We start from the raw sequence: 25,908 nt of genomic DNA, 5'->3' as shown, positions 1-25,908 counted from the left end.
CAAGTATCCGGTCCCGCCGGGACGCGGCGGAACCCGCCAGGGCGGAGGTGGCATCCGTGCTCACCCTGTGCGGCATCTGTACACCTTCAGCACCAATCTGAGCATGAAACGCCCGGATTCAAGGCAGCGGAAAGTTCCCGCTCAGCTTCTCCACCAGCTTGCGCATGAAGTCGTGACCCGCGTTGAATTGGGCGATTGTGATAAATTCGTTGGGCTGATGCGCCTGCGCGATATCGCCGGGGCCGCAGATCACCGCAGAGTAGCCCGCCTGCTGGAACTGACCCGCCTCGGTGCCGTAGCTGACCACATGGGAGCCGTTGTCGCCGGTCACCCGGCGCACCAGCGCCTCTGCCTCGCCGTTTTGTTCCGGAACCAGTCCGGGCACGTCGAAATGCTTGGACACGTCAATGCGGGCGTCCGGGTGGATCATCTGCATCTCCGCTTCTATTTCGCGCACCTTGGCGAGATAGGCGGCTTCCCAATCACTGGCGCTCTCCCCCGGCACCACCCGGAAATCCATCATGAACCGGCAGTCCTTGGCGGTGATGTTGTGGGCGGTGCCGCCCTCGATCATGCCGACGTGGCAGGTCGTCCAAGGTGGGGAGAACATCGCCTGCACCTCGCCCGGCTCCTTGGCCATGTTCGCGGCGTTCTGTTCGTTGGCCCAGTCGATCAGCCGGGCGCCCTGCATAATGGCGCTGACACCGGTGTGCATCAGCGACGAATGCACTTCAAACCCGACCAAATGAGTGTCATAGCCGGTGCCGCCCTTGTGGTCGGTGACGGCCTGCATCATCGACGGTTCGCCGACAATCACCGCCGACCCCTTGGGCAGAACAGGCTGCATCGCGGCGATCATAGGCGGAGCGCCGGTGCAGCCGATCTCTTCGTCGAAACTCAGTGCCAGTTGCAGCGGGCGCTTAACGCCTTGGGTCTGCGCCTCCACCAGCGCCCAGATCGCCAGCGCATCAAAGCCCTTCATATCGCAGGTGCCGCGGCCGAAGTACTTGCCGTCTTTCTCGACCACGGTGAAAGGATCCGTGTCCCAGGGCTGGCCGTCCACAGGCACCACATCGGTGTGGCCCGAGAGCACCAAGGCACCCTCCTCCCAAGGACCAACATGGGCAAAGACGGCGGCCTTGTGCGATTGCTGCGGATCCACCCAACGGTGGCTTTCGATACCGTGCGAGGACAGGTATTCCTGCACCCAATCCACTAGCGGCAGGTTGGTGTCCCGGCTCACGGTCGGGAAGGAGACCAGCGCTTGCATGATCTCCAAAGGCGTCAATCTGGCGGCCATGATCAGTAGCCGCTGTCTGTGGTCAGCACGAAATGGCCGGGTTCCAGCTCCAGGTACTCCGACGGTTCCGGCTCATACCCCACTTCGTGGATCGGCGAGGGGATCGGTTTGAAGTTCAGCTCTTTCTCGGACTTGCGCTGGCGCGGATCAGCGATCGGGACCGCTTTCATCAGCGCCTGGGTGTAGGCGTGCAGCGGGTTTTCAAACACACGTTCGCGCGGACCGAGCTCAACGATGCGGCCCAGATACATGACGCCGACCTGATGGCTGACGCGTTCTACCACTGCCATGTCGTGGCTGATGAACAGGAACGACAGGCCCAGTTCCGCCTGCAGCTCCATCATCAGGTTCAGCACCTGCGCCTGCACCGACACATCCAGCGCCGAGACAGCCTCGTCCGCGACGATCAGCTTGGGGTTCAGGGCCAGCGCGCGGGCGATGGCGATCCGCTGGCGCTGACCGCCGGACATCTCGTGCGGGTAGCGGCGCATGAAGCTGCGCGGCAAATGCACCCGGTCGAACAGGCCAGCGACCCGGTCATGCAGTTCCGAGCCGGAGGCCATCCCATAGTTGCGCAAGGGTTCCGCCACCTGATCCACCAGCTGCATTTGTGGATTCAGGGACGCAAAGGGATCCTGAAAGATCATCTGCATGTCCTGGCGCGCCTTGTGCATCTGGGAGGCGTTGAAACCCAGCACATCGCGGCCCTCAAACTCCACTTTGCCTGAATCAGGTTCCACCAGCCGCAGGATCGAGCGGCCGGCCGAGGATTTGCCGCAGCCGGATTCGCCCACCAGCGACAGAGTCTGGCCCTTGAACACCTTGAAAGAGACATCTTCTACTGCGTGGACATTAGAAATCGTGCGGCGAAACAGCCCGCCTTTGACCGGGAAACGGGTTGTCAGGTTCTGCACGTCCAGCAGCACCTCCTCCGTGCCCTTGATCGGTTCGATCTTCTGGCCTTCGACCCCAGCAGCTTCATCGGCTCGGGGTATTTCTTGCCGCGCATCTCGCCGAGTTTTGGAACTGCGGCCAGCAGCGCCTTGGTGTAGTCGTGCTTGGGGTTCTCAAAAATCTCCTCGACAGAGCCTTCCTCAACCTTGTTGCCGCGGAACATGACGACAACGCGGTCGGCCATCTGCGCCACAACGGCCATGTCGTGGGTGATGAACATCACCGCCGTTCCCGTCTCGCGCTTCAAGCGGTCCATCAGCGCCAGGATCTCGGCCTGGATAGTCACATCCAGCGCGGTTGTGGGTTCGTCGGCGATCAAAAGCCGCGGCTCGCAGGCCATGGCCATGGCAATCACCACCCGCTGACGCATGCCGCCGGACAATTCATGCGGGTATTGTTTCAGGCGCCGCTCCGGCTCGGGGATGCGGACCTGGCTCAGCAGTTCCAGCGCGCGTTCCTCGGCCTGGGACTTGGACATGTTCTTGTGGATGCGCAGACCCTCGGTCAGCTGGCGGCCCACCGTGAACACTGGGTTCAGCGCGGTCATCGGCTCCTGGAAGATCATGCCGATCTCGTTGCCTCGGATCTGCTTCATCATCTCCTGTTCGGTGCTGGCCAGATTGGTCTCGCCGCCCTCACGCCGGTTGAACAGCAGCTCGCCGCCCGCGATCTCTCCACCGCCGAACTCCACCAGCCGCATCAGCGACAGCGAAGAGACCGATTTGCCCGACCCGGATTCGCCCACGATGCAAACGGTTTCGCCCGGGCTGACATCAAAGGAGACATCTTCAACGCCGGTGACAGGGCCGTCCTTAGTCTGAAACTCCACCCGCAGATTTCTTATGGACGCAATGGTGTTGTCCAGCATGACGGCTCCCCTGCCTTATTATTGCCAAGCCTGCCGGGAACGGAGGCCTCAGCTTTCAGAGTAAACTCTACTTTGCACAAAAATGCTCATGCAAATAATGCATAGGGTGATCGAAATTGGAATTTGCAATTTCCGGTGAACTGGTCTTCGATACCACCAGTGGCTGCCTGCAATGCGCCCCGCGCCGGTCTGCCCGGCAAAATGTTAAGACTGCTTAGTTTCTTCGTTTTTTGGCTGCCTGCAGGCGCGAATGCTACATTTCCGCAGTGATGCGGCAATCGTCCGGGCCAAAGAGTCCGGCCAACAAAAAAGACACGAAACGTGTCCGACAAGGAGAGTGTGATGAAACTCAAATCCCTATTGATGGGGGCTGTTGCCACTGCCTCCCTCGCGCCGGCGGCCTTTGCCGAACGCGGGTCAGACGGCCAGGTCAACATCATTTATTGGCAGGCGCCATCGATCCTGAACCCGTATCTGTCAAGCGGCACCAAGGACATCCAGTCCTCGTCGCTGGTGATTGAACCGCTGGCGCGCTACGACCCGCAGGGCAACATGGTGCCCTATCTGGCCGCAGAAATTCCAACTGTGGACAATGGCGGGGTCAGCGAGGATCTGACCTCTGTAACCTGGAAAATCGCGCCCGGTATGAAGTGGTCCGATGGCAGCGGTGTCACTGCGCATGACGTCAAGTTCACCGCAGACTACTGCATGCATCCTGAGGGCGGCTGCGCCCAGCTGACCAAATATGAAGGTGTCACCAATGTCGAAGCGCTGGATGATCTGACCGTCAAGGTCACCTTCTACAAGCCGACCCCCTTCCCCTACGGCCCGTTTGTGGGCGGCGAAGGCCCGATCCTGCAAAAGGCGCAGTTTGAAAACTGCACCGGTGCCCGGGCGCCGGAATGCACCGATGCCAACTTTGGCCCGATCGGCACCGGCCCGTTTGTGGTCGATGAGTTCAAGCCGAACGACGTGATCACCATGTCGGCCAACCAGAACTACCGCGACCCGGCCAAGCCGGCCTTTGCCAAGGTTCTGTTCAAAGGCGGCGGTGACGCCACTGCGGCAGGCCGTGCGGTAATGGAAACCGGCGAGTTCGACTATGCCTGGAACCTGCAACTGGCGCCGGAAGTGATCGCCCAGATGGAAGCGGGCGGTAAAGGCACACCGGTTGCGGGCTTCGGTTCGCTGGTGGAGCGCATCATGCTGAACCAGACCGATCCGTCATCAAGCCTGCCCGAGGGCGAGCGCGCGACTGCCAAGCATCCGCATCCGTTCCTGAAGGACCCGGCTGTCTATAAGGCGATGTCGATGGCCATCGACCGTCCGCTGCTGGTGGAAATCGGCTATGGCAAAGCAGGCGCAGTCAGCTGCAACTGGGTGCCCGCACCTGCGGCCTTTGCCTCCGACACCTTTGACTGCTCCACCCAGGACATCGAAGGCGCCAAGGCGATGCTGGAGGAAGCCGGCTACAAGGACACCAATGGCGACGGCGTGCGGGAAACCCCTGACGGCAAGCCAATGAAAATCCTGTATCAGACCTCGACCAACGCTGTGCGTCAGGACTTCCAGGCGCTGATCAAGGAATGGTGGAGCCAGATCGGCATCGAATCCGAGCTGCGCAACATCAACGCTTCGGTGTTCTTCGGCGGCGACCCGGGTTCGCCCGACACTTTCCAGAAGTTCTATGCCGACGTCGAAATGTACGCCAACAACTTTGACGGCACCGATCCGCAGGCCTACCTGGGCAACGGTCTGTGCGATCAGGCTCCGCGTCCGGACACGCAGTGGCAGGGCCAGAACATCTCGCGCTTCTGCAACGAGGAGTTCGACCAGCTGCACGCCGAGCTGAGCAAGACAGCCGGTCTGGAAGCGCGTGCCGAGATCGGCCGCCGCCTGAATGACATCATGGTTGAAAACGGCGGCATGATCCCGCTGGTGCACCGCGGCCGCTTGTCGGCGCATTCCAATACCCTGGGCGGTGTGAACCTGAACGTCTGGGACAGCGAGCTGTGGAACGCAGCTGACTGGTACCGCATCAAGTAAGCCCGGCTTGCTTTTCCGGGGCCCCGGCACATGCCGGGGCCCCTTGCCATCCGGAAGGGCAGCGCCGCAGCCCCCCGCATGGCCTGGACGCGGGGCCTCTCCCCGCATGTTCCGAATTCAATACAAGTTGCAAAGGCGCTTAGCAGATGCTGACCTTTACAATCCGGCGGCTGATCCTGGCAGTTCCGACACTGCTGTTCATCAGCCTCGTGATCTTCCTGCTGCTGGAGCTCGCCCCCGGCGATCCGATGGCGCAGGTTCCCCTGACCGTCCCCGCTGAAGTCAAAGAAAAGATGCGCCTGGCCCTGGGCCTGGGCGAGCCGATGCATATCCGGTTCTGGAAATGGCTGGTGCAGTTCTTTTGGATCGAACCGCAGGTGCTGATCGACAACATCTTCGGCACCGGCCTGGCTGACGGCAAGCTCAGGGTGATTTCCTGGCAGACCCGCTCGCCAGTGATGGATATCGTGGTGCAGCGGATGCCGCAGACCCTGTGGGTTGTCGGCACCGCCTATGTGGTCGCCATCCTGATCGCGCTGCCGATCGGCATCTATTCCGCCTACCGTCAATACAGCTGGTTCGACCAGCTGGGCACATTCGTGTCGATGGTCGGCTTCTCGGTGCCGCCGTTCTTCTCAGGTGTGCTGGTGATCGTGATCTTTTCAGTGCAGCTGGGCTGGTTCCCGTCGATCTATGACACCACCCATGTGGTCGACAGCTGGGACAGTTTTGTCTATCAGCTGAAGCAGATGATCATGCCGGTGATGGTGCTGGCGCTGCAGATCACTGCACAGCTCAGCCGCTTTATGCGCGCCTCGATGCTGGACAACCTGAACCAGGATTATGTGCGTACCGCGCGGGCCAAGGGTCTCAGCGAATATGTCGTGGTGATGGTACATGTGCTGCGCAATTCGATGATCCCGGTGGTCACCGTGATTGCGCTGGGGATTCCGGCGATCTTTGGCGGCGCCATCATCACCGAGCAGGTGTTCAAGGTGAATGGCATCGGCCAGCTGCTGATCGGCGCCATTCAGGCCAACGACCTGCCGATGGTGCAGACGCTGACCTTTATCTTTGCGGTGCTGATCGTGCTGTTCAATCTGATCGCCGACGTGCTGTACGGCATTCTTGACCCGAGGATCCGCTATGACTGAGTTGAGCAATCCGCAACCTGCGAAACCGCCGCGCAGCCAGTGGCTGGACGTGTGGGACCAGTTCAAATCCCACCGTGGTGCGCTGATGGGCGGAGCCTTGTTCCTGTTCATCATCCTGGCGGTCTATCTCGGCCCGTACCTGTGGGACCTTGAGGCCACCAAGATCGACATCCGCGCCCGTAACCAGGGCCCCACTTGGGCGCATCCCTTTGGCACCGATCAGCTGGGCCGCGACATGCTGGCCCGGATGATGGCGGGTGGCGCCACCTCGGTTTCCGTCGGTCTGACGGCGATGCTGCTGGCGCTGTTCCTGGGATCCTTCATCGGGGTTATGGCCGGTTTTTTCAAGAAGCTGGATGGGCCGCTGATGCGCCTCACCGACCTGTTCCTGGCGCTGCCGCTGCTGCCGCTGCTGCTGGTCATGATGCTGCTGTTCCGCGAACCGCTGAATGCGGCCTTTGGGCCGGAACAGGGGATTTTCATCCTGATCGTGGTCTCCATCGGGGTGACCAGCTGGATGCCAACCGCACGGATCGTGCGCGGCGATGTGCTGGCCCTGAAGGAGCGCGAGTTTGTGATGGCGGCGCGATCCATCGGCACCACCAACAGCGGGCTGATCACCCGGCATATCCTGCCCAACGTGCTGTCGCCCATCATGGTCTCGGCCACGCTGGGGATTGCCACTGCGATCATCACCGAATCGTCGCTCTCCTTCCTCGGCCTCGGCTTCCCGCCGGATTTTCCGACCTGGGGGCGGTTGCTGTTTGATGCCACCGATTACTTGCAGCAACACCCCGAGCGGGTGTTCTGGCCCGGCATGGCAATCTCCTTGACGGTGCTGAGCGTGAACTACCTCGGCGACGGGTTGCGCGATGCGCTGGACCCGCGGATCCGCGGGCGCTGAGGCGCAACACACGCATACATTCAAATAAAAACATACCTTCTGGCCGCTTTCCCCAAAGCGGCCAGTTTGTTTTGCTGGCCACGGCTTCTTGAAATCCGATTTTCCCCCGAACCGTAAAAATTGGGAAAAGCGTCCCGGCCTGGCACCGCGAGCATGCCCGGCACCGCTTGCCTATGCAGTGAATACCCGCCATTTCGGGAAAACGTTCCGAATCCGCAGCAGGAGAGCGCAATGTTCGAAACATTCGGTTTTGAAGACACCACAGCACGGGAAGTTTCCGTCTTGTTCGCATTGGCCATCGGCGTGCTGTTCGGCGCGCTGGCGCAGTTGACCCGTTTCTGCTTCCGCCGTGCGCTTGCAGGGGACGACCGGCGCCGGGCTGCTGGTGTCTGGGCGATGGCTTTGGCGGTTGCGGTCCTGGGCACGCAAGCTGCTGTGGCGCAGGGCTGGATCAGTTTTGCGGACCACCGGTTGCTAACCGGAGATCTGCCGCTGCTGGCAATCGCCGCAGGCGGGCTGATGTTCGGAGGCGGCATGATCCTGACCCGCGGATGCGCGTCGCGGCTGGTGGTTCTGGCAGGCAGCGGCAATCTGCGGGCACTGCTGGTGATCGCAGTCTTCGCTGTTACGGCCCATGCAACGCTCAAGGGCGTTCTGGCGCCGCTTCGAACCGCGCTTGGTTCAGTCACGCTGCCCTTGGGGGAGCAGGTTTCGCTGGCCGCTCTGCCCGGTGGAGCGCTGTTGTGGAGCGCATTGATCGCCGCTGCCGCGCTAGCTGTTGCGCTACGTTCGGGAAACCGCCTGCTGACACTGGGCGGCGGCGCCTTGATCGGCTTGCTGGTGCCCCTGGCCTGGGTTGGCACCGGCTTTGTGCTGTTTGACGAATTCGACCCGATCGCAATGGAGAGCCTCTCGTTCACCTCTCCGGCTGCGGACACATTGTTCTTTGTGATCGCCTCCAGCTCCATTCCTGCAGGCTTTGGGCCGGGGCTGATCGGCGGTGTGCTGCTGGGCGCCCTGGCGGCTTCACTGCTTAGCGGCAGCTTCCAATGGCAAAGCTTTGAAAGCCCGCGCCAAACAGGCCGCTATCTGACCGGCGCCGTGCTGATGGGAACCGGCGGCGTTTTGGCAGGCGGTTGCACTGTGGGTGCGGGGCTGGCCGGCATCCCGACGCTAAGCATCGCTGCTGTGCTGGCGCTGGCCTTTATCGCGCTTGGCGGCATCGGCATGAATGCCCTGCTTAATGCAGCTTCTTCCGAATCCGCTGGATCCCCAGCCACACCAGCCCGACAACCGGCAGAGTGACCGCCGCCATCAGCAGCTTTTTATTCAGCCCGTAACGTTCGGCCAGCGGCAGGAAGAAGTCGGACACCAACGAGACCGCATAATAGCTGACTGCCACCACTGACAGCCCCTCGACCGTGTGCTGCAGACGCAGTGCAAGATCGGCGCGGCGGTCCATACTGGCAAGCAGCGCCTGATTCTGCGCAGACCGTTCCACATCCACCCGGGTCCGCAGCAGCTCGCCTGCCCGGCGCGCCCTGCCCGCCAGCGCCTCCAGCCGTTTTTCCACCGATTTCACCGTGCGCATGGCCGGCTCAAACCGCCGCAGCATGAATTCCGCCAGCGTCTGAAATCCTTCGTGGCGGCCTTCGCGCAGCAGGCTGACGCGCTGATTGACCAAAGCTTCGTAAGCACCCGTTGCGCCAAAGCGGAAGGCAGAGCGGGCTGCCATTGCCTCCAGCTCCGCCGATACTGTCAGCAGCTGCGACAGCGTTTGTTCGGCAGGCACGGTGCCGCTGGTCATCTCCACCATCATCTCGCTGAGATGCGTGTCCAGCGCACTGATGGTTGGTGTCAGGCCGCGGGCGCGGGAAAAGCCCAGCATCGCCATAGCCCGGTATGTCTCGATCTCGCACAGCCGCTGCACAATCCGGCCGATGCGCTGGCTTCCGGTCCCCGCACCCGGCAGCACGGCAAACCGCATGTGCCCGGCGGGGTCAATGCGAAAGTCCCCGGCGACCACGGCGCTGTCATCCAGTACCGGCGACACCGCCACGCTTTCCGGCACAAACCAGTCGTGCAGGGTAGCCTTCAGCCTGGCCGGAGCCGTGCGCGGCACCACCCGGATCAGCGCAGAGGTGATCCGCTGCCCCGGCGCCTGTGCCAGCCAGTCCTCGGGGAAGACATCGAAATCCGCCGGATCAAAGGCACGTGTGCTGACGCCGTCCCGGTAGACCGTGTAGCTGACGAATTCCGTGTGCTGCTCCCATTTGATCATGTGCCGCCCGATTTGCGCCGTGTGATGCGTTGCCCCGGCTGCGGATGCGCTGCACCATGGCGGTCCAGAAGGTCCGTCAGATGCTGGACATCCAGTTGCCTGTCGCGATGTTCGGCTTCCTGCGGCTGTTTTACCGCCAGGTAAACCACTGTGCAGGGGCTGGACATCGCGGGAAAGGGCCGCGCGTGCAGCTCATTGGTGAGCTGATAACGTAAAGGGTGATCCTGGATCAGGGGCATTGGGGTCTCCCGGGCAATGCCGCGGACCATAAAGCCTGAGGAAATGCATGTAAAGAACACTGGTATTTCAATATGTTATGTGGATGCCACGGTATACAGAGGCCATCCAAAGGGGCTCTGCCCCCAGCCTGCGGCTTCCCCCGGAGTATTTTGGACCAGAAAGAAGCAGCGCAGAAAAAAGGCGCCCCGGTTGGAGCGCCTTTTACAGGTTATCTGTTCTCTTAGCTGATCATGGTCAGCAGATTATCGAGGCTTGCCTTGGCGTCGCCGTAGAACATGCGGGTGTTTTCCTTGAAGAACAGCGGGTTCTCGATGCCCGAATATCCCGTGCCCTGGCCGCGTTTGGAGACAAACACCTGTTTCGCTTTCCAGCACTCCAGAACCGGCATGCCGGCGATCGGCGAGTTGGGGTCTTCCTGGGCGGCCGGGTTCACGATGTCGTTGGAGCCGATGACGATGGCCACATCCGTGTCCGGGAAGTCCTCGTTGATCTCGTCCATTTCCAGCACGATGTCGTAAGGAACTTTCGCTTCTGCCAGCAGCACGTTCATGTGCCCCGGCAGACGGCCGGCCACCGGGTGGATGGCAAAGCGCACGGTCTTCCCTTTGGCGCGCAGGCGGCGGGTGAGTTCCGCCACGTTCTGCTGCGCCTGCGCCACCGCCATGCCGTAGCCGGGGATGATCACCACAGAGTCGGCCTCGTCCAGCGCCGCCGCCACACCGTCGGCATCGATGGCGATCTGCTCGCCGTCGATTTCCATCGCCGGGCCCGCAGTGCCGCCGAAGCCGCCCAGGATCACGCTGACGAAGGAGCGGTTCATCGCCTTGCACATGATGTAGGAGAGGATCGCACCCGAAGAGCCGACCAGCGCGCCGACCACGATCAGGAGATCATTGCCGAGGCTGAAGCCGATCGCCGCCGCGGCCCAGCCGGAGTAGCTGTTCAGCATCGACACCACCACCGGCATGTCGGCGCCGCCGATGCCCATGATCAGGTGGTAGCCGATGAACAGCGCCGCCAGGGTCATCAGGAACAGCGGGAAGAAGCCGCCCGTGTTGAAGTACCAGATCAGGCTGAGGAAGGAGAGGCCTGCGGCGCCGGCGTTCAGCATATGGCCGCCCGGCAGTTTGGTGGCCGCCGAGGTGAGCTTGCCCGCCAGCTTGCCAAAGGCGACAACCGAGCCGGTGAAGGTGATCGCGCCGATGAAGATGCCCAGGAACAGCTCAACCCGCAAAAAGGCGATTTCCGCCGGGGTCTTTTTGGCGATCAGCTTGGCAAAGGTGCCGAGCTCTTCGGTGCTGCCTGCAGCCGCCACATTGCCGATCTCGAAATGGGCGATGAAGCCCACAAACACCGCGGCCAGGCCGACCAGCGAATGCATCGCCGCCACCAGCTGCGGCATCTCGGTCATCTGGACCTTCTTGGCGACATAGGTGCCGATGAGGCCGCCGCCGGCGATCAGCAGCAGCGACAACAGCCACAGGCCTGAGCCGGGGCCGATGATCGTGGCAAAAACCGCCAGCCCCATGCCGGCAATGCCGTACCAGACCGCGCGTTTGGCGCTTTCCTGGTTGGACAGGCCGCCCAAGGACAGGATGAAAAGAACTGCCGCAACAACATAGGCGGCGGTGGTGAAACCGTAATCCATTGTACCTGCCTCGCTTTAAGATTTCTGGAACATGGCAAGCATGCGCCGGGTGACGAGGAAGCCGCCGAAGATGTTGATCCCGGCCATGAAGACCGAAAGCGCCGCCAAGAGGATCACCAGCCAGCTGCCTGAGCCGATCTGCATCAAGGCGCCGAGGATGATGATCGAGGAGATCGCGTTGGTCACCGCCATCAGCGGTGTGTGCAAGCTGTGCGCCACGCCCCAGATCACCTGGAAGCCCACAAAGCAGGCCAGCGCAAAGACGATGAAATGCTGCATGAAGCTGACCGGAGCGAACAGCCCGACCAGCAGCAAGAGCGCGCCGCCGCCTGCCAGCAAAGTCACCTGGCTTTTGGTCTGCGCCGTGAAGGCCGCAACCTCCTGGGCGCGTTTTTCTTCCGGTGTCAGCTCCGGCACGGTTTCCTTGGGCTTGGCGGCTATTGCCTGCACTTTGGGCGGCGGCGGCGGGAAAGTGATCTCGCCCGCAAAGGCCACGGTGGCGCCGCGGATCACGTCGTCCTCCATGTCGTGATTGACCTGGCCGTCTTTTTCCGGTGTCAGATCCGTCATCATATGGCGGATGTTGGTGGCATAAAGCGTCGAGGCCTGCGCCGCCATCCGGCTGGGGAAGTCGGTATAGCCAATGATCGTCACGCCATTGTCTGTAACGATCTTGTCGTCCGCCACCGTCAGCTTGCAGTTGCCGCCCTTCTCCGCCGCAAGGTCGACAATGACCGAGCCGGGCTTCATCGCCGCGACCATATCCTCGGTCCACAGCTCAGGTGCTTCGCGGTTGGGGATCAGCGCGGTGGTGATGACGATGTCCACCTCAGGCGCCAGCTCGCGGAACTTGGCCAGCTGCGCTTCGCGGAATTCCGGCGAGGAGACCGAGGCATAGCCGCCGGTGGCGGCGCCGTCCTGCTGGGCTTCCTCAAAGTCGAGATAAACAAATTCGGCGCCCATGCTCTCGACCTGCTCGGCCACTTCCGGGCGGACGTCAAACGCCAGGGTGATCGCGCCAAGCGAGGTTGAGGTGCCGATGGCCGCCAGACCGGCAACACCGGCGCCGACCACCAGAACCTTGGCCGGGGGCACCTTGCCCGCCGCGGTGATCTGGCCGGTGAAGAAGCGGCCGAAGTTGTTGCCCGCTTCAATCACAGCGCGGTAGCCCGCGATATTGGCCATGGAGCTGAGCGCATCCATCTTCTGCGCGCGGCTGATCCGCGGCACCATTTCCATGGCGATCACATTGGCGCCCTTGGATTTGGCCAGCTCCATGCCCTCTTCATTGCCCGCCGGGTTGAAGAAGGAAATCAGCGTCTTGCCCTTGGTCAGCCGTTTCAGCTCGGTCGCATCCGGCTGGCGCACCTTGGCGATGATATCGGATGCTTTCCACAACGCTGCCGGTGTCTTGATGATCTCGACGCCCGCCGCTTCATAGACTGCGTCAGAAAAACCCGCAGCCGCACCGGCCCCGGCTTCGATCGCGCAATCATAGCCGAGTTTCTGCAACTGCTTGGCAGAGTCCGGCGTCATGCCGACCCGGTTCTCGCCCGCAAATGTTTCTTTTGGTGTCCCTATTTTCACCTTATGGGTCCCCCTCGTCTTGCCCGTGCCAGCAATGCCTAGGTACGGATCACAATGATTTTCTTTACTATACGCAAGATTGTTGCGCAAGGATTTTGCTGCATTGCCGCAAAGTCATGCTGCAATGCCGCGTCCCGATCAGATCCAGCGGCGCACCTTTTTCTCATAGCGGGCCCAGTCCGCCCGGAAGGTCCGCCGCAGCCTGTCTTCTTCGGGAATGACAAACCGCTTTTCCAGTAGCCACAGGAAGATGGGGATCAACGGCAGCGCCAGCACTGCGTCAAACCACAGCACAAGGCTCGCGAGGATCAGAACATCGCCCAAATAGATCGGGTTGCGGCTGCGGCTGAAGATCCCTGACTGCACCAGCCGGCTGGGTGTCTGGTGCGGAATGACCGTGGTTTTTTGCCGCCGCATCTCGGTTATGGCGAGCAAAGCCAGCAAGAGGCCGCCACCCAGCAGAATACCACCCAGGAACCCGGCCCATGCCCCCCGAAAGAAAGCCCGAATGCGGCATGAACCGACTGCAGCCAGGCCGTCAGAACAAAGCCTGCCAGCCAGACGGGCGGCACATCCAGCCACCGCATCACGCCCTGCTCTTTTGCAGAATATGTCCTGAAATCATATGCATTTCGGGCAATCTTTCCTTATCCGGCTTGCTCGTCCAGACCTGTTCGGGCGGGACTATCAGAAAAGGACAAATTGCCCCCGATGCTGCAGAAACGACGAATCTGTTCCGGCTTGCGGCATGATCCTGCATAGATTTGCCCGAAAGCCTACGTATATTTATGTGTACTGAAGCGGAGGGGCTTATTCCCATTCCATTTCCTCGAACACCCGGCCTGCGTTTTTGGTAGCCAGTTCCTCGAATGTGTCCAACCCCTTCCATTGCTCCTGATCCACATAGTAGGCGCTGGCGAGGTCTCCGCCGTCCTCGATATGGGCGCCGACCTTGGCCCGCAGGTCCACCAGATAGTCAAAGGTATAGCGGCGCAGCTGCGGCAAATTGGTCGGGTGGCCATGGCCCGGGATGACATAGGCGGGGTTGAGCGGTTCCAGCTTGTCCTGCCAGGTCTCAACCCAGCATTTGGTGCAGGTGTGCGGAAAGACCGGCAGCATCCGTTCATGAAAGGCGATGTCGCCGGCGATCATCAGGTTCCACGCGGGAATCCAGACCTGGATGTCGCCGGGATCATGCGCCGGGCCCAGGTGCAGAACCTGAATTTCCACCCCCCAAGGCTAAGCTCATAGCGGTCGTCAAAGGACAGGTTGGCATGTTCCACCCGCGTATCGCCGGCCCGGTCCTTGTTGTAGCCGCGCATGCGCTGCAGGATCATGTCACTGTTTTCCTGCGTTTCTGCAATTGCCTCGGCATGGGCCAGTACATCCACGCCTTGGTCGCGCCAATAGCCATTGCCCAGCATGGCATGGCCCTGGCCGTTTTCATTGATCACCAGCACCACGGGCTGATCGGTCACTTGCCTGATTTCCTGATGCAGCGCCTTGGCCAGCGCGTCCGAGGCACCGGCATTCACCACCACCACTCCTTCGCCGGTCACGATGAAGGACAGGTTGTTGTTGTGGCCTGCATTCTCATAGGTCGGCGGGGCCGTGGCGCCGATGGCGGAGAACACATGCGGGATGACCTCCACCGGTTTGGAGTAGAGTTCGGACTGGGGGTATTGGTCGGCAATGTCTTCGCTTGCCTGCGCGGCAATGGGCATCAGCAGGGCTGCGCAGGCAGCGGCGGCAAAAGCTTTCATTGGTATCTCCCTGAACGTTTGCCGCAACATTCACACATGTGAATATAACTGTAAACGCCAGACCCATGCGGCGTGACGGCACGGCGGGCTTGCCTGAGCGCTCTGCCCAGATAGGCTGTGCCGCAAAACAGGGAGGCCGGACGTTCATGACATTGACAGGCAAACACGCGCTGGTGACCGGCGGCGGCACCGGGATCGGGCTGGCCATCGCCCAAGGGCTGGCAGCGGAGGGAGCACACGTCACCATCACCGGACGGCGGCAAGAGGTTCTGGAAGAAGCCGCAACGGAGAACCTGCATCCCCTGGCCATGGATGTACGCAGCGAGGAGGACGTGGCGGCCAGGATTGCCGCCGCGGTTGAGGCGCGCGGCCCCATTCAGATCTGCGTGGCCAATGCCGGCGTTGCCGAGGGCGCTGCGCTGCACAAGACAACGATGGAGTTCTGGCGCAACATGATGGCGACCAATCTGGACGGGGCCTTTCTGACCATCCGCGAATGTTTCAAATCGATGCGGCAGACCGATTGGGGCCGGGTCATCACCGTTTCATCCATCGCCGGGCTGCGGGGGCTGAAAGGCGCCGCCTGCTATTCCGCCAGCAAACACGGGATGATCGGCCTCACCCGCGCGCTGAGCGAGGATTATCTGGGCACGCCCTTCACCTTTAACGCGCTATGCCCCGGATACGTGGACACGCCGATTGTCGAGCGCAACATCACATCAATCGCCCAGCGCGCCGGGATGAGCGCGGTGGAGGCGCTGGACGTGATGGTCAACGCCAACCGCCACAAGCGGCTGATCGAACCCGGCGAAGTCGCCGCCGCGGCGCTTTGGTTGTGCGGACCGGGGTCGGGATCCATCAATGGCCAGTGCATCGAGATTTCAGGAGGGCAAACCTGATGGACCGCAAGGAATTCAACACATTCTGCGCCACCTTCCCCGCCGCTGAACATGTGGTCCAATGGGGTAATTCCGACGTCTGGAAAGCAGGCGGCAAGCTGTTTGCGGTCTGCGGCTGGGCCGGCGGCAAGGATGCCTTCACATTCAAGGCAGGAGAAATTGCATTTGAAGTGCTGCAGGAACGTCCCGGCGTCCGTCCGGCACCCTATTTGGCATCACGCGGGATGAAGTGGTTGCAGCATTTTGAAGCCCCCGGCCTGTCAGATGCTGAGCTGCAGGAACAGATCACCCTGTCCTACCAGATGGTCACTGCAGGATTGTCCAAACGCAAACGGGCTGAGTTCGGCATTCCCGATCCCCAGCCCGCCGCCGGTCAGGGCTGACGCAGGCAGCCGGCCTCTGGACAGAATGCAATGGATACGATAGCAAACCGCAAAGCTTTAAGCTTGAAATACCCACCTGACGCGAGGCCCTGATGACCGATTTTGCAGCGACCAAGGCGATGTTCGACTTGCCGGAAGGCATGATCTATCTGGACGGAAACTCGCTGGGGCCGCTGCCCCGTGCCGCCAAGGACCGTGTTGGCGCGATGATGCAGGACGAATGGGGCCGGATGCTGATCACCGGCTGGAACAAGGCCGGCTGGATGGACAAGCCCAAGGCGCTGGGAGATCGCATCGGGCGGCTGATCGGGGCGGAGCCGGGCCATGTGGTGATGGGCGACACGCTGTCGATCAAAGTCTATCAGGCGGTGGCTTCGGCACTGGAGCTGAACCCGGGCCGCAAGGTGGTGCTGTCAGACAATGGCAACTTCCCCACCGATCTCTATATGGCGGGCGGGCTGCTGAAATCGCTGGGGCCGGACTATGAGCTGCGGGTGGTGGACCCGGAAGCGGTGGAGGAAAACATCACCGACGAGATCGCGGTGCTGATGATCACCGAGGTTGATTACCGCACCGGCCGCAAGCACGAGATGAAAGCGCTGACCGAAAAGGCCCATGCCAACGGCGTGCTGACGGTCTGGGATCTGGCCCACTCAGCCGGTGCTGTTCCCGTGGATCTGGCGGGTTGCCGCGCCGATTTTGCGGTTGGCTGCAGCTACAAATACCTCAATGGCGGCCCCGGCGCGCCGGCCTTCATTTATGTTGCCCCCGCCACGCGGAACAGGTCCGCCCGGCGCTGTCCGGCTGGCTGGGGCATGAAGCGCCTTTTGCCTTTGACCTCGACTACCGCCCCGGCAATGGCATCGACCGGATGCGCGTCGGTACTCCGCCGATCCTGCAACTGACCGCGCTGGAGGCGGCAATGGATATCTGGGACATGGCGGACATGGAAACCGTGCGCGCCAAATCCATCGCACTGTGCGATCTGTTCATCACCGAGGTAGAGAAAACCTGCCCGCAGCTGGAGCTTGCTTCGCCGCGCGATCCCGCCTTCCGCGGCAGCCAGGTATCGTTCAAATTCACTTACGGCTATGCCGCCATGCAGGCGCTGATCGGCCGCGGCGTGATCGGCGATTTCCGCGCACCCGATATTATGCGCTTCGGCTTTACGCCGCTCTATATTAACGAGGACGACGTGCGCGCAGCGGCCCGGATCATTGCCGATGTCATGAACAACGCCCTGTGGGACCGTGCCGAATACAAAGTGCGCAACGCGGTTACCTGATGCGAACCACCCGCTCATACCATCTGCCGCTGTGCCGCCCGGCGGGCTGGGTCGCGCTGTGGCGCCGGCTGGCCCAATGCGGCACCCTGAACCGGAGAAACCCTTCCTTTCCCTGAACCGTGATACACTTTGGAAAAGGAAGACTTTGATGACAAAACCCTATGATCCCGCCGACGACGGAGCGCAGATGTCCTTTGACGGGCGAATGTCTTATGGCGATTACCTGTCGCTGGACATGCTGCTGAACGCGCAGAAGACATGGACCAATACCCATGACGAGATGCTGTTCATCATTCAGCACCAGACCTCGGAACTGTGGATGCGGCTGGCCATTCACGAACTGACCGCCGCCCGTGAACGCCTGCTGGGCGGCAAGGCGCATCAGGCCTTCAAAATGCTGGCCCGTGTGGCGCGCATTTTTGAGCAGCTGAACTCTGCCTGGGACGTGCTGCGCACCATGACGCCCTCGGACTACACCGCGTTCCGGGACGAGCTGGGCCAAAGCTCCGGCTTCCAGTCGCACCAGTACCGGCAGATCGAATTCATGCTGGGCAACCGCAACACGGCGATGCTGCGCCCGCACGTCCACCGCCCGGACATCCTGGCACTGCTGGAGGCAGAGCTGGCGCAGCCCTCGCTCTATGACGTAGCGCTGAAGGCGCTGGCGCGCAGCTTCCCGCTACCGGACGAAGTGCTGAACCGGGATCTGGCCGGGGCATATGTACCGCATGAGGCCGTGCAAGCCGCCTGGACCGAAGTCTACCGCGACACCGAAACACATTGGGAGCTGTATGAACTGGCCGAGAAGCTGGTGGACTTCGAGGATTACTTCCGCCGCTGGCGCTTCAACCATGTGACCACGGTGGAGCGGGTGATCGGTTTCAAGCGCGGCACCGGCGGCACCGGCGGCGTCAGCTATCTGAAACGGATGCTGGAAGTGGAACTGTTCCCCGAGCTGTGGCACCTGCGCACCGAGCTTTGATGCGCACGCGGGCCGGTTCGTCCGGCCCGCCCGTCAGCGCGGCGTCAGCCCGGCCCCGAACAGCGCCGCCAGCTGGCGCACGCCTTCCAGGTAGGTGGCGTAATCCCCGGCGGATTGCTTGATACCCTTGAGGGACGCGCAAATGGTCCGGGCAATCACTTCGGCCTGCCCGTTCAGCACCGCCTGCCCGGTCTCTGCCTGCTGTTGCAGCCAAGTGGCATAAAGCCCGCGCAAAGCTGTTTCGCCCTCTTCGATTTCCTTACCGGCGACGTTCTTAGTGACTTCGAACAGCTCCATTCCGTGCGGCGAGGCCATCATCGACTCAATCGCTTCGCCGCCCTGCCCCTCAAAGGCCGCCAAAAGGCGCTTGGCCAGGGTTCCTTCGGAGGCCAGCCCGGCCCGGACATTCTCCGCAGTATTGTCATAATACGCGGCGACAAGCGCCCGGAAAATCGCCTCTTTGTTCCTGAAATGCAAATACAGCGCCGGCCGCGACATGCCCGCACTTTTGGCAATGTCATCCATCGAGGTCTTGCGGAACCCATAGGTAGAGAACGCTGCCCATGCGGCGCCCAGGATTACCTGCTGTTTCGGATCAATGCCTGCCATGTTCATGTTTTTGCTTCTGACATTCTCAGCGCAAAATGTCAATTGACACCCTGACACAATTGATACACTTTGTCAGAACCACAGCAAGGGAGCCCCGCCATGCCAACAGACCTGCGCATCAACGGAAAGACACATCAAGTGGACCTGCCGGATAACGTGCCCCTCCTGTGGGTTCTGCGCGATGAGGTTGGCCTGACCGGAACCAAATTCGGCTGCGGTGTTGCCGCTTGCGGCGCCTGTACGGTGCATATCGACGGCGCGGCGGTGCGCTCGTGCCAAGTGGCGCTGTCGGATGTCTGGGGCGAGGTCACCACAATCGAAGGTCTCGGCACGCCCGATGCCATGGCGGCAATCCAGCAGGCCTGGGTTAAGCATCAGGTGGCGCAATGCGGCTATTGCCAGTCCGGCCAGATCATGCAGGCGGCCAGCCTATTGGCGGAAAACCCGGCCCCATCAGACGCCGAGATTGACGAGGCCATGCAGGGTAACCTCTGCCGCTGCGGCACCTATCCGCGTATCCGGGCTGCCATCCATTCCGCCGCGAAACAGATGCAGGAGGCGTAATCCCATGGCCAGCATCGCAAAAATCGCCCGCCGGACCTTCCTCATCGGCTCTGCCGCTGTCGTCGGCGGCGTTGCTTTCGGCGCCTATTACGTCAGCCGTCCCGCCCCTAACCCGCTGCAACCGGGCGATGGCGAGGCAGCACTGAACCCGTTTGTTCTGATTGATCAGAACGGCATCACCCTGTTTGCCCCGCGTGCCGAAATGGGCCAGGGGGTTAAAACCAGCTGGGCGGCGCTGATCGCGGAAGAGCTGGATGTGGAACTGGATCAGGTGCGGGTGCTGCACGGGCCGGCCGCCAGGGCATACTACAACTCTGCATTCATGGCGGATGCGCTGCCGGGCAAAGGCTATGACAGCGGCACCTTCAAGCATTCCATCGGCGAGGCACTGGGGCACCTCGGCAAGGTGCTGAACCTGCATGGCACCGGCGGTTCCACCTCGATGAAGGACGGCTATAAGCGGATGCGCCAAGCCGGTGCAACAGCCCGCGAGACACTGAAACAGGCGGCAGCGGACCGGCTCGGCCTCAGCCGCAGCCAGTTCTCCACCGCCAAAGGGGCGGTGATTGCACCGGATGGCACGCAGATCCCCTACACCGAGCTCGCAATGGACGCCGCCAAGCTGGACCCGGTGGAAGCGGACCTCCGCCCGCGCCATGAATGGCGGCTGATCGGAAAATCCCAGCCCCGCGTCGACATGGCGGAAAAATCCACCGGCACCGCCGAATTCGGCATCGACGTGCGGCTGCCGGGTATAAAATTTGCCGCATTGCGCATGAACCCGCGCCAGGGCGGCGGTATGGCAGGCTTTGACGCCGCAGCCGCCGCAGCAATGCCGGGTGTGGAAAAGGTAATTGATATGGGCACCGGCGTCGCAGTGGTGGCCAGCAATACTTGGCTCGCCATGCAGGCGGTGGATGCCATCGAGGTAAACTGGCAGGACGCCCCCTATCCGCCGGAAACCGATCAGATCTTCGCCCGCATTGCTTCGGCCTTTGAAGACGCTCCGAATTCGGTGCTGCGCGATGACGGCGATGCGGATCAGCTGCCCGCAGGCGCAACTGAACTGACGGCAGACTACCAGGTGCCCTATCTGGCGCATGCCACAATGGAGCCGATGAATGCCACTGCCCTGCTGGAGGATGGCAAGCTGACCGTCTGGTGCGGCAATCAGATGCCCACGTTCACCCAGTCAAAATGCGCCGCCGAGGCCGGGCTGGACGCCGAACAGGTGGACATCCGCACCACCTATCTGGGCGGCGGGTTCGGGCGCCGGGTCGAGTTCGACTATGCAGTGTTCGCCACCCGCATCGCCAAGGACATGCCCGGCGTGCCGGTGCAGCTGACGTGGAGCCGCGAGGAAGACATGCGGCACGACATGTACCGCCCCGGCGCCATGGCGCGGATGCGCGGCGCGGTAAAGGATGGCACGGCGGTGCTGATGGACGGCAAAGTGGCAGCGGCCTCGCCCACCGAACAGGCGATGAAACGGCTGGCGGATTTCACCCCCGCAGGCCCGGACAAGGTGCATGTCGAGGGGTTCTTCAACTCCCCATACGCGATCCCGAATTACCGGATGGCCGGCCATATCTCGGACCTGCAGATCCCGGTTGGTTTCTGGCGCTCTGTCGGCAACAGCTTCAACGCCTTCTTCGTCGAAAGTTTCATGGATGAGATGGCCCATGCGGCCGGCACCGATCCGCTGGAATTCCGCTTGGACCTTGCCCGCCGCGAATGGGCGCCCGCTGCCGGCGTGCTGGAGGCGGTCAGGGAGATGTCAGGCTGGGCCGGCAAAACACCCGATGGCGTGGGACGCGGCGTTGCCCTGTCCTACAGCTTTGGCACGCCGGTGGCCGAGGTGATCGAGGTGGCGGAGGAAGACGGCAGCATCCGCATCGCCAAGGCCTGGATCGCCTGCGACATGGGCCGGGTGATCGACCCGGAAATCGTCAAGGCGCAGATGTTCGGCGGTATGGCATACGGGCTGTCGGCAGCCTGCTTTGGCGAGATCACCTTTGCCGATGGCGCCGCCGAACAGGGCAACTTCCCCGACTATGACGCCCTGCGCATGCACACGATGCCCGAAACAGAGGTGCAGGTGCTGGAAACCCAGGCCCATATGGGCGGCGCCGGCGAGCCCGGCACCCCGCCAGCGGCGCCGGCGCTGGCCAACGCGCTGTTCGACCTCACTGGCAAACGCGCGCGTCGCCTGCCTTTGATGCACGAGTTTGATCTGCTGGTCTGAAACGGTTTGCGGCCTGCCGCGCGGGCGGGCCGCAGGTTCTTCGCCTAGTCCAGGATCTTAACCATCCGGTAGTTGTGAATTTTCACGCCGCCACGCTCAAATTCGCACCGTTTTTCCAAGGCAAATCCCATCCGCTCGAAAAAGCCGCGCGCCGCTTCGCTCGCCTCGGTATACAACAGTCCGATCCCCTGACGCAGCGCAGTCTCTTCCAGTTTGCCGTAGAGCATCGCCGCAACGCCCTGCCCTGCCGCACGGGGGTGGCAGAACAGCATGTCGATATGGCCGTCCGCCTCAAGATCAATGAAAGCCGCCGGCACATCCGCATCATCCGCCGCCACCCAGACTGCGCGGCCATCGGACAGCTTCCGCAGGAAAGCTTCGCTTGACGGCGCCTCCGGGCACCATGCGCGGATTTGCGCAGGAGAATAAAACCGGCTGGCAATACCATGAACAGCGGATGCAAAAACATCCGTCAACACCGCTGCATCACCGGCTCTGAATTGCCTGATTCCGCAGCATACAGGCCTGCCAGCGGCCTCAAACCGTGCATTGTTTGCCATATTCGAACCTTTTACGCTGACCGCTGCAAACCAGCCTGCGCCTTGCCAGCCGCCCAGGCTCTGACCGCATCGCCGAACGCCTCGAACAGCGGGCGCGACACCGGATCGCTGGCCGCATCCCATTCCGGGTGCCACTGCACAGACATCGTAAACCCCGCTGCGTCCTTGATATAGACCGCTTCGGCTGTGCCATCGGGCGCCTGCCCGTCAATCACCACGCGGGTGCCCGGGCGTTTGATCCCCTGCCCGTGCAGCGTGTTGGTCATGACTTCTTCGGCCCCGAACAAGCGGTGGAACACTCCGCCGGAGCTGAATTTCACCGTGTGGCGCAGGGCAAATTTTTCTTCCAGCGTGCCATCCGGCGGCATCCGGTGGTTCATCCGCCCCGGCAGATCGCGGATTTCCGGGTGCAGCGTGCCCCCATCGCCACGTTGACCTCCTGAAAGCCGCGGCAGATGCCCAGAAACGGCTGGCCGCGGTCAACACAGGCGCGGATCAGCGGCAAAGTGATCGCATCACGCGCCCGGTCAAAGGCGCCATGCGCTTCTGTCTCGGCCTCGCCGTATTCATGCGGGTGCACGTTCGGGCGGCCGCCTGTCAGCAAGAAGCCGTCAAAACTCTCCAGCAGTTCCTCAACCGTCACGAAACGGGGGTCCGAAGGGATCATCAGCGGCATGCAACCCGCCACTTCGGCGATCGCCTCGGAGTTCATGGTTCCGCCCGCGTGGACAGGGTACTGATCGTTGATCAGGTAGGAATTTCCGATGATGCCAACTTTGGGTCGCGCCATTTTCCGCTCTTCTTGTGCTGTATAAAGAAGAACCTAGCCCCCTGCGGGCGCCACATCAACGGGGAGCACGGCGCAACAGACTGTTCAGCCGCGCACAACGCTGCGGAATGTCCGTGCGAAGTCAGATCTCGCCCTGCAAACCCGCCGCTTCGATACCGGCCATGGCCGCGACGGCATCATTATCCGAGCTGTCGCCGGTGACACCAACCGCGCCGATCACAGCACCGTCCGCACCGCGTACCAGCACCCCGCCCGGCACCGGCACCACCTGGCCGCCATAGACCCCGTTCACCGCCGCCATGAAATAGGCCTGTGCTTCTGCCCGGGCCATCTGCGCGCTGCCGGCCATACCCAGCATGACCGAGCCATAAGCCTTGCCATGGGCAATGGGGAACCGGCCCGGTGCGGCGCCGTCCTCGCGTTCGAACGCCCGCACATGGCCGCCCGCATCCAGCACCACTACCGACAGCGGCTTCAGCCCCATCTCATGCCCTTTGCCCAAGGCCGCACGGATGATTGTGCGGGCCTGATCCAGTGAAATCTCAGCCATGGGTGTCTTTCCTTCCGTTCGCGTGACGTCACGGAACAGAAAAGGAGGCCAAAAGGCCCCCTTTGACTACCCCTTTTTGCGGGGAAACTGTTTCATCCGGTCAGTTTGCCGCGGTCAGTTTGACGCTTGCTGCGCCTTCAGCTCCAGCCGCCGGGCGTGCAGAACCGGCTCGGTATAGCCGGAAGGCTGCACCCGCCCCTGGAACACCAGATCGCAGGCCGCCTGGAAGGCGATGGTGTCGAACCCCGGCGCCATCGCGCGATAGGTGTTGTCGCCGCGGTTCTGCTCATCCACCACCTTGGCCATCTTGTGCAAGCTGCCCATCACCTCTTCTTCGCTGACCACACCGTGATGCAGCCAGTTGGCGATATGCTGGGCGGAAATCCGGCAGGTGGCGCGGTCCTCCATCAGCCCGACATCATTGATGTCCGGCACCTTGGAGCATCCCACCCCCTGATCGACCCAGCGCACCACATAGCCCAGGATGCCCTGCGCATTGTTTTCCACCTCACGCGCGATCTGGCGCGGCGTCCATTTGCGGTAAGTGGCCAGCGGGATTTCCAGAATGCCGTCCACATGGGCGCGGCGGCCGCCGGCCATAAGCCGTTCCTGCACCGCGAACACATCCACCTTGTGGTAATGCAGCGCATGCAGGGTCGCGGCGGTCGGGCTAGGCACCCAGGCACAGTTGGCGCCGGATTTCGGATGCTCGATCTTCTGTTCCAGCATCGCCGCCATCATGTCCGGCATTGCCCACATGCCTTTGCCGATCTGCGCCTTGCCGCTGAGGCCGCATTCCAGGCCGATATCCACATTCAGGTTCTCATAGGCACCGATCCAGCCCTTGCGCTTGATGAAATCCTTGCGGGAGAACGGGCCTGCCTCCATCGAGGTGTGGATCTCGTCACCGGTTCGGTCCAGGAAACCGGTGTTGATAAACGCCACCCGGTGCTTGGCCGCACGGATGCATTCCTTGAGGTTCACCGAGGTGCGGCGCTCTTCGTCCATGATACCGATCTTCACGGTGTGGCGCGGCAGGCCCAGAATGTCCTCGACCTTGTCGAAAATGCGGTCGGTAAAGGCGACTTCGTCCGGCCCGTGCATCTTGGGCTTCACCACATAGACCGAGCCATGGGCCGAGTTGCCGCCCGCGCGTTTCAAGTCGTGCTTGGCAATCATCACGGTGATCAGCGCATCGAGCAGCCCCTCGTAAGCCTCCTTGCCGCCCTGATCCAGAACCGCCGGGTTGGTCATCAGATGGCCGACATTGCGCACCCACAGCACCGCCCGGCCCTTTACGGACATCGCAGAGCCATCGGGCGCAGTGAAGCCGAAATCCGGGTTCAGACGACGGGTGATGGTCTTGCCGCCCTTGTCCAGCTTCGCTTCCAGATCGCCCCGCATCAAGCCCAGCCAATTAGAGTAGGCCTGCGTCTTGTCCTCGGCATCAACGCAGGCGACCGAGTCCTCGCAGTCCATGATCGCAGACATTGCGCTTTCCAGCCGCACATCCGCCAACCCCGCCTGATCGCGGGCGCCAATCGCATGGGCGCGGTCGAATACCAGCTCAACATGCAGCCCGTTGTTGCGCAGCAGCACGGATTCAGGCGCTTTGGGGTTGCCGCGGTAGCCTGCAAACTTCTCCGGCTGCGCCAGCGGCAGGTCGTCAATCAGCAGCTGACCGTCCTGCACGTAATAGCGGCGCACATCGGCATGGCTGGCACCGTCAATCGGGAAGGCTTCATCCAGGAACACCCGCGCCCGCGCCACAACCCGCGCGCCGCGGCCCTTGTCATAGCCGCCCTTGGGCGCCGGGGTTCCCATCGCATCGGTGCCGTAAAACCCGTCATACAGGCTGCCCCAGCGCGCATTGGCCGCGTTCAGCGCATAGCGCGCATTGGTGATCGGAACCACCAGCTGCGGCCCCGGTACCAAAGCGATCTCCGGGTCCACGTTCTGCGTCTCGACCTCGAAATCGCCGCCCTCCGGCAGCAGATAGCCGATATTACTCAGGAACGCCTTGTACCCTTCGTGGTCATGGGGCTTGTCCCGGTTGGCAATATGCCAGGCATCAATTTCAGCCTGCATCTGTTCCCGCTTGGCCAGCAACGCACGGTTTTCCGGGCCGAACCCGTTCACCAGCTCCGCCAGGCCCGCCCAGAACGCCTCGGCCTCAACCCCGGTGCCCGGCAGCGCCTGCTTTTCGATGAATTCCGCCAGCTCCGGCGCGACCTGAATTCCCTGCTTTTCGACCCGGCTCATGACTTGCTCCTTTGGGCGGTACACCACTGTATGC

General features: G+C 62.1%; 16 protein-coding genes and 6 pseudogenes. 10 read left to right on the top strand and 12 right to left on the bottom strand.

Annotated elements, in window-relative coordinates:
- Window positions 1-118: 118 nt before the first annotated feature.
- Together argE and ETW23_RS06675 are read right to left on the bottom strand one after the other, a co-directional pair.
- Window positions 119-1,300, bottom strand: coding sequence for an acetylornithine deacetylase (gene argE, locus ETW23_RS06680; RefSeq protein ID WP_134829522.1), 1,182 nt, complete (start codon window positions 1,298-1,300; stop codon window positions 119-121).
- A 2-nt stretch (window positions 1,301-1,302) separates the two neighbouring features.
- A pseudogene (locus ETW23_RS06675) lies at window positions 1,303-3,122 on the bottom strand (ABC transporter ATP-binding protein).
- Between the two features lie 342 nt (window positions 3,123-3,464).
- Here ETW23_RS06675 and ETW23_RS06670 point away from each other — a divergent pair.
- The 4 genes from ETW23_RS06670 to ETW23_RS06655 all read left to right on the top strand — a co-directional run bounded on the left by ETW23_RS06670 (window position 3,465) and on the right by ETW23_RS06655 (window position 8,531).
- Window positions 3,465-5,168 (top strand): peptide ABC transporter substrate-binding protein, encoded by a 1,704-nt coding sequence (locus ETW23_RS06670; RefSeq protein WP_134829521.1) that lies wholly within the window; start codon window positions 3,465-3,467, stop codon window positions 5,166-5,168.
- A 146-nt stretch (window positions 5,169-5,314) separates the two neighbouring features.
- A complete protein-coding gene (locus tag ETW23_RS06665; protein ID WP_129371429.1) occupies window positions 5,315-6,322 on the top strand; it encodes an ABC transporter permease in 1,008 nt (335 codons plus the stop codon).
- Window positions 6,315-7,226 carry an ABC transporter permease gene (locus tag ETW23_RS06660; RefSeq protein ID WP_129371430.1) on the top strand — a complete coding sequence of 304 codons (912 nt, stop codon included), beginning with the start codon at window positions 6,315-6,317 and terminating at the stop codon, window positions 7,224-7,226. The genes ETW23_RS06665 and ETW23_RS06660 overlap by 8 nt, the downstream gene beginning before the upstream one ends.
- 231 nt (window positions 7,227-7,457) lie before the next feature.
- On the top strand, window positions 7,458-8,531 hold the full coding sequence (locus tag ETW23_RS06655) for a YeeE/YedE family protein (protein WP_134829520.1): 1,074 nt from the start codon (window positions 7,458-7,460) through the stop codon (window positions 8,529-8,531).
- Here the strand turns inward: ETW23_RS06655 and ETW23_RS06650 are convergent.
- The 5 genes and pseudogenes from ETW23_RS06650 to ETW23_RS06630 form a co-directional block, all read right to left on the bottom strand.
- Window positions 8,467-9,746, bottom strand: a pseudogene (locus tag ETW23_RS06650) (DUF3422 family protein). The gene ETW23_RS06655 and the pseudogene ETW23_RS06650 overlap by 65 nt on opposite strands.
- Window positions 9,747-9,967: 221 nt before the next feature.
- Window positions 9,968-11,395, bottom strand: a complete 1,428-nt coding sequence (locus ETW23_RS06645) for an NAD(P)(+) transhydrogenase (Re/Si-specific) subunit beta (RefSeq protein ID WP_134829519.1) — start codon at window positions 11,393-11,395, stop codon at window positions 9,968-9,970.
- A gap of 15 nt (window positions 11,396-11,410) precedes the next feature.
- Window positions 11,411-12,982, bottom strand: a complete 1,572-nt coding sequence (locus ETW23_RS06640) for a Re/Si-specific NAD(P)(+) transhydrogenase subunit alpha (protein ID WP_129371434.1) — start codon at window positions 12,980-12,982, stop codon at window positions 11,411-11,413.
- Between the two features lie 138 nt (window positions 12,983-13,120).
- Window positions 13,121-13,569, bottom strand: a pseudogene (locus ETW23_RS06635) (isoprenylcysteine carboxylmethyltransferase family protein).
- Window positions 13,570-13,792: 223 nt separating this feature from the next.
- A pseudogene (locus ETW23_RS06630) lies at window positions 13,793-14,745 on the bottom strand (MBL fold metallo-hydrolase).
- Window positions 14,746-14,891: 146 nt separating this feature from the next.
- Between ETW23_RS06630 and ETW23_RS06625 the strand changes: the two are divergent.
- The 4 genes and pseudogenes from ETW23_RS06625 to kynA all read left to right on the top strand — a co-directional run bounded on the left by ETW23_RS06625 (window position 14,892) and on the right by kynA (window position 18,294).
- Window positions 14,892-15,644, top strand: coding sequence for an SDR family NAD(P)-dependent oxidoreductase (locus tag ETW23_RS06625; protein ID WP_129371437.1), 753 nt, complete (start codon window positions 14,892-14,894; stop codon window positions 15,642-15,644).
- Window positions 15,644-16,027 carry an MmcQ/YjbR family DNA-binding protein gene (locus ETW23_RS06620; protein WP_134829518.1) on the top strand — a complete coding sequence of 128 codons (384 nt, stop codon included), beginning with the start codon at window positions 15,644-15,646 and terminating at the stop codon, window positions 16,025-16,027. The genes ETW23_RS06625 and ETW23_RS06620 overlap by 1 nt, the downstream gene beginning before the upstream one ends.
- 92 nt (window positions 16,028-16,119) lie before the next feature.
- Window positions 16,120-17,312 (top strand): annotated as a pseudogene (kynU, locus tag ETW23_RS06615) (kynureninase).
- A gap of 148 nt (window positions 17,313-17,460) precedes the next feature.
- Complete coding sequence (gene kynA, locus ETW23_RS06610; protein ID WP_129371440.1) at window positions 17,461-18,294, top strand: tryptophan 2,3-dioxygenase; 834 nt, start codon at window positions 17,461-17,463, stop codon at window positions 18,292-18,294.
- A 33-nt stretch (window positions 18,295-18,327) separates the two neighbouring features.
- Here the strand turns inward: kynA and ETW23_RS06605 are convergent, their stop codons facing one another.
- Window positions 18,328-18,909 carry a TetR/AcrR family transcriptional regulator gene (locus ETW23_RS06605; RefSeq protein ID WP_134829517.1) on the bottom strand — a complete coding sequence of 194 codons (582 nt, stop codon included), beginning with the start codon at window positions 18,907-18,909 and terminating at the stop codon, window positions 18,328-18,330.
- 93 nt (window positions 18,910-19,002) lie between these two features.
- On the opposite strand from ETW23_RS06605, the gene ETW23_RS06600 reads away from it, so the two are divergent.
- A complete protein-coding gene (locus ETW23_RS06600) occupies window positions 19,003-19,467 on the top strand; it encodes a (2Fe-2S)-binding protein (RefSeq protein WP_134829516.1) in 465 nt (154 codons plus the stop codon).
- A gap of 4 nt (window positions 19,468-19,471) precedes the next feature.
- Window positions 19,472-21,712, top strand: coding sequence for a xanthine dehydrogenase family protein molybdopterin-binding subunit (locus ETW23_RS06595; RefSeq protein ID WP_134829515.1), 2,241 nt, complete (start codon window positions 19,472-19,474; stop codon window positions 21,710-21,712).
- A 44-nt stretch (window positions 21,713-21,756) separates the two neighbouring features.
- On the opposite strand, the gene ETW23_RS06590 is transcribed toward ETW23_RS06595, so the two are convergent.
- From ETW23_RS06590 to ETW23_RS06575, 4 genes and pseudogenes are all read right to left on the bottom strand, one after another.
- Entirely contained in the window at window positions 21,757-22,191 is a 435-nt protein-coding gene (locus ETW23_RS06590) for a GNAT family N-acetyltransferase (protein ID WP_254695163.1), read from the bottom strand.
- Window positions 22,192-22,283: 92 nt separating this feature from the next.
- A pseudogene (locus tag ETW23_RS06585) lies at window positions 22,284-23,062 on the bottom strand (gamma-glutamyl-gamma-aminobutyrate hydrolase family protein).
- A gap of 121 nt (window positions 23,063-23,183) precedes the next feature.
- Complete coding sequence (locus tag ETW23_RS06580) at window positions 23,184-23,612, bottom strand: heme-binding protein (protein WP_129371446.1); 429 nt, start codon at window positions 23,610-23,612, stop codon at window positions 23,184-23,186.
- Window positions 23,613-23,726: 114 nt separating this feature from the next.
- Window positions 23,727-25,874: a malate synthase G gene (locus tag ETW23_RS06575; RefSeq protein WP_134829513.1), complete on the bottom strand. Its 2,148-nt coding sequence runs from the start codon at window positions 25,872-25,874 to the stop codon at window positions 23,727-23,729.
- Between the last annotated feature and the right edge of the window lie 34 nt (window positions 25,875-25,908).

The sequence above is a fragment of the Leisingera sp. NJS201 genome (assembly GCF_004535885.1).
GTDB lineage: Bacteria > Pseudomonadota > Alphaproteobacteria > Rhodobacterales > Rhodobacteraceae > Leisingera.
This window is presented reverse-complemented; position numbering and strand designations above follow the sequence as displayed.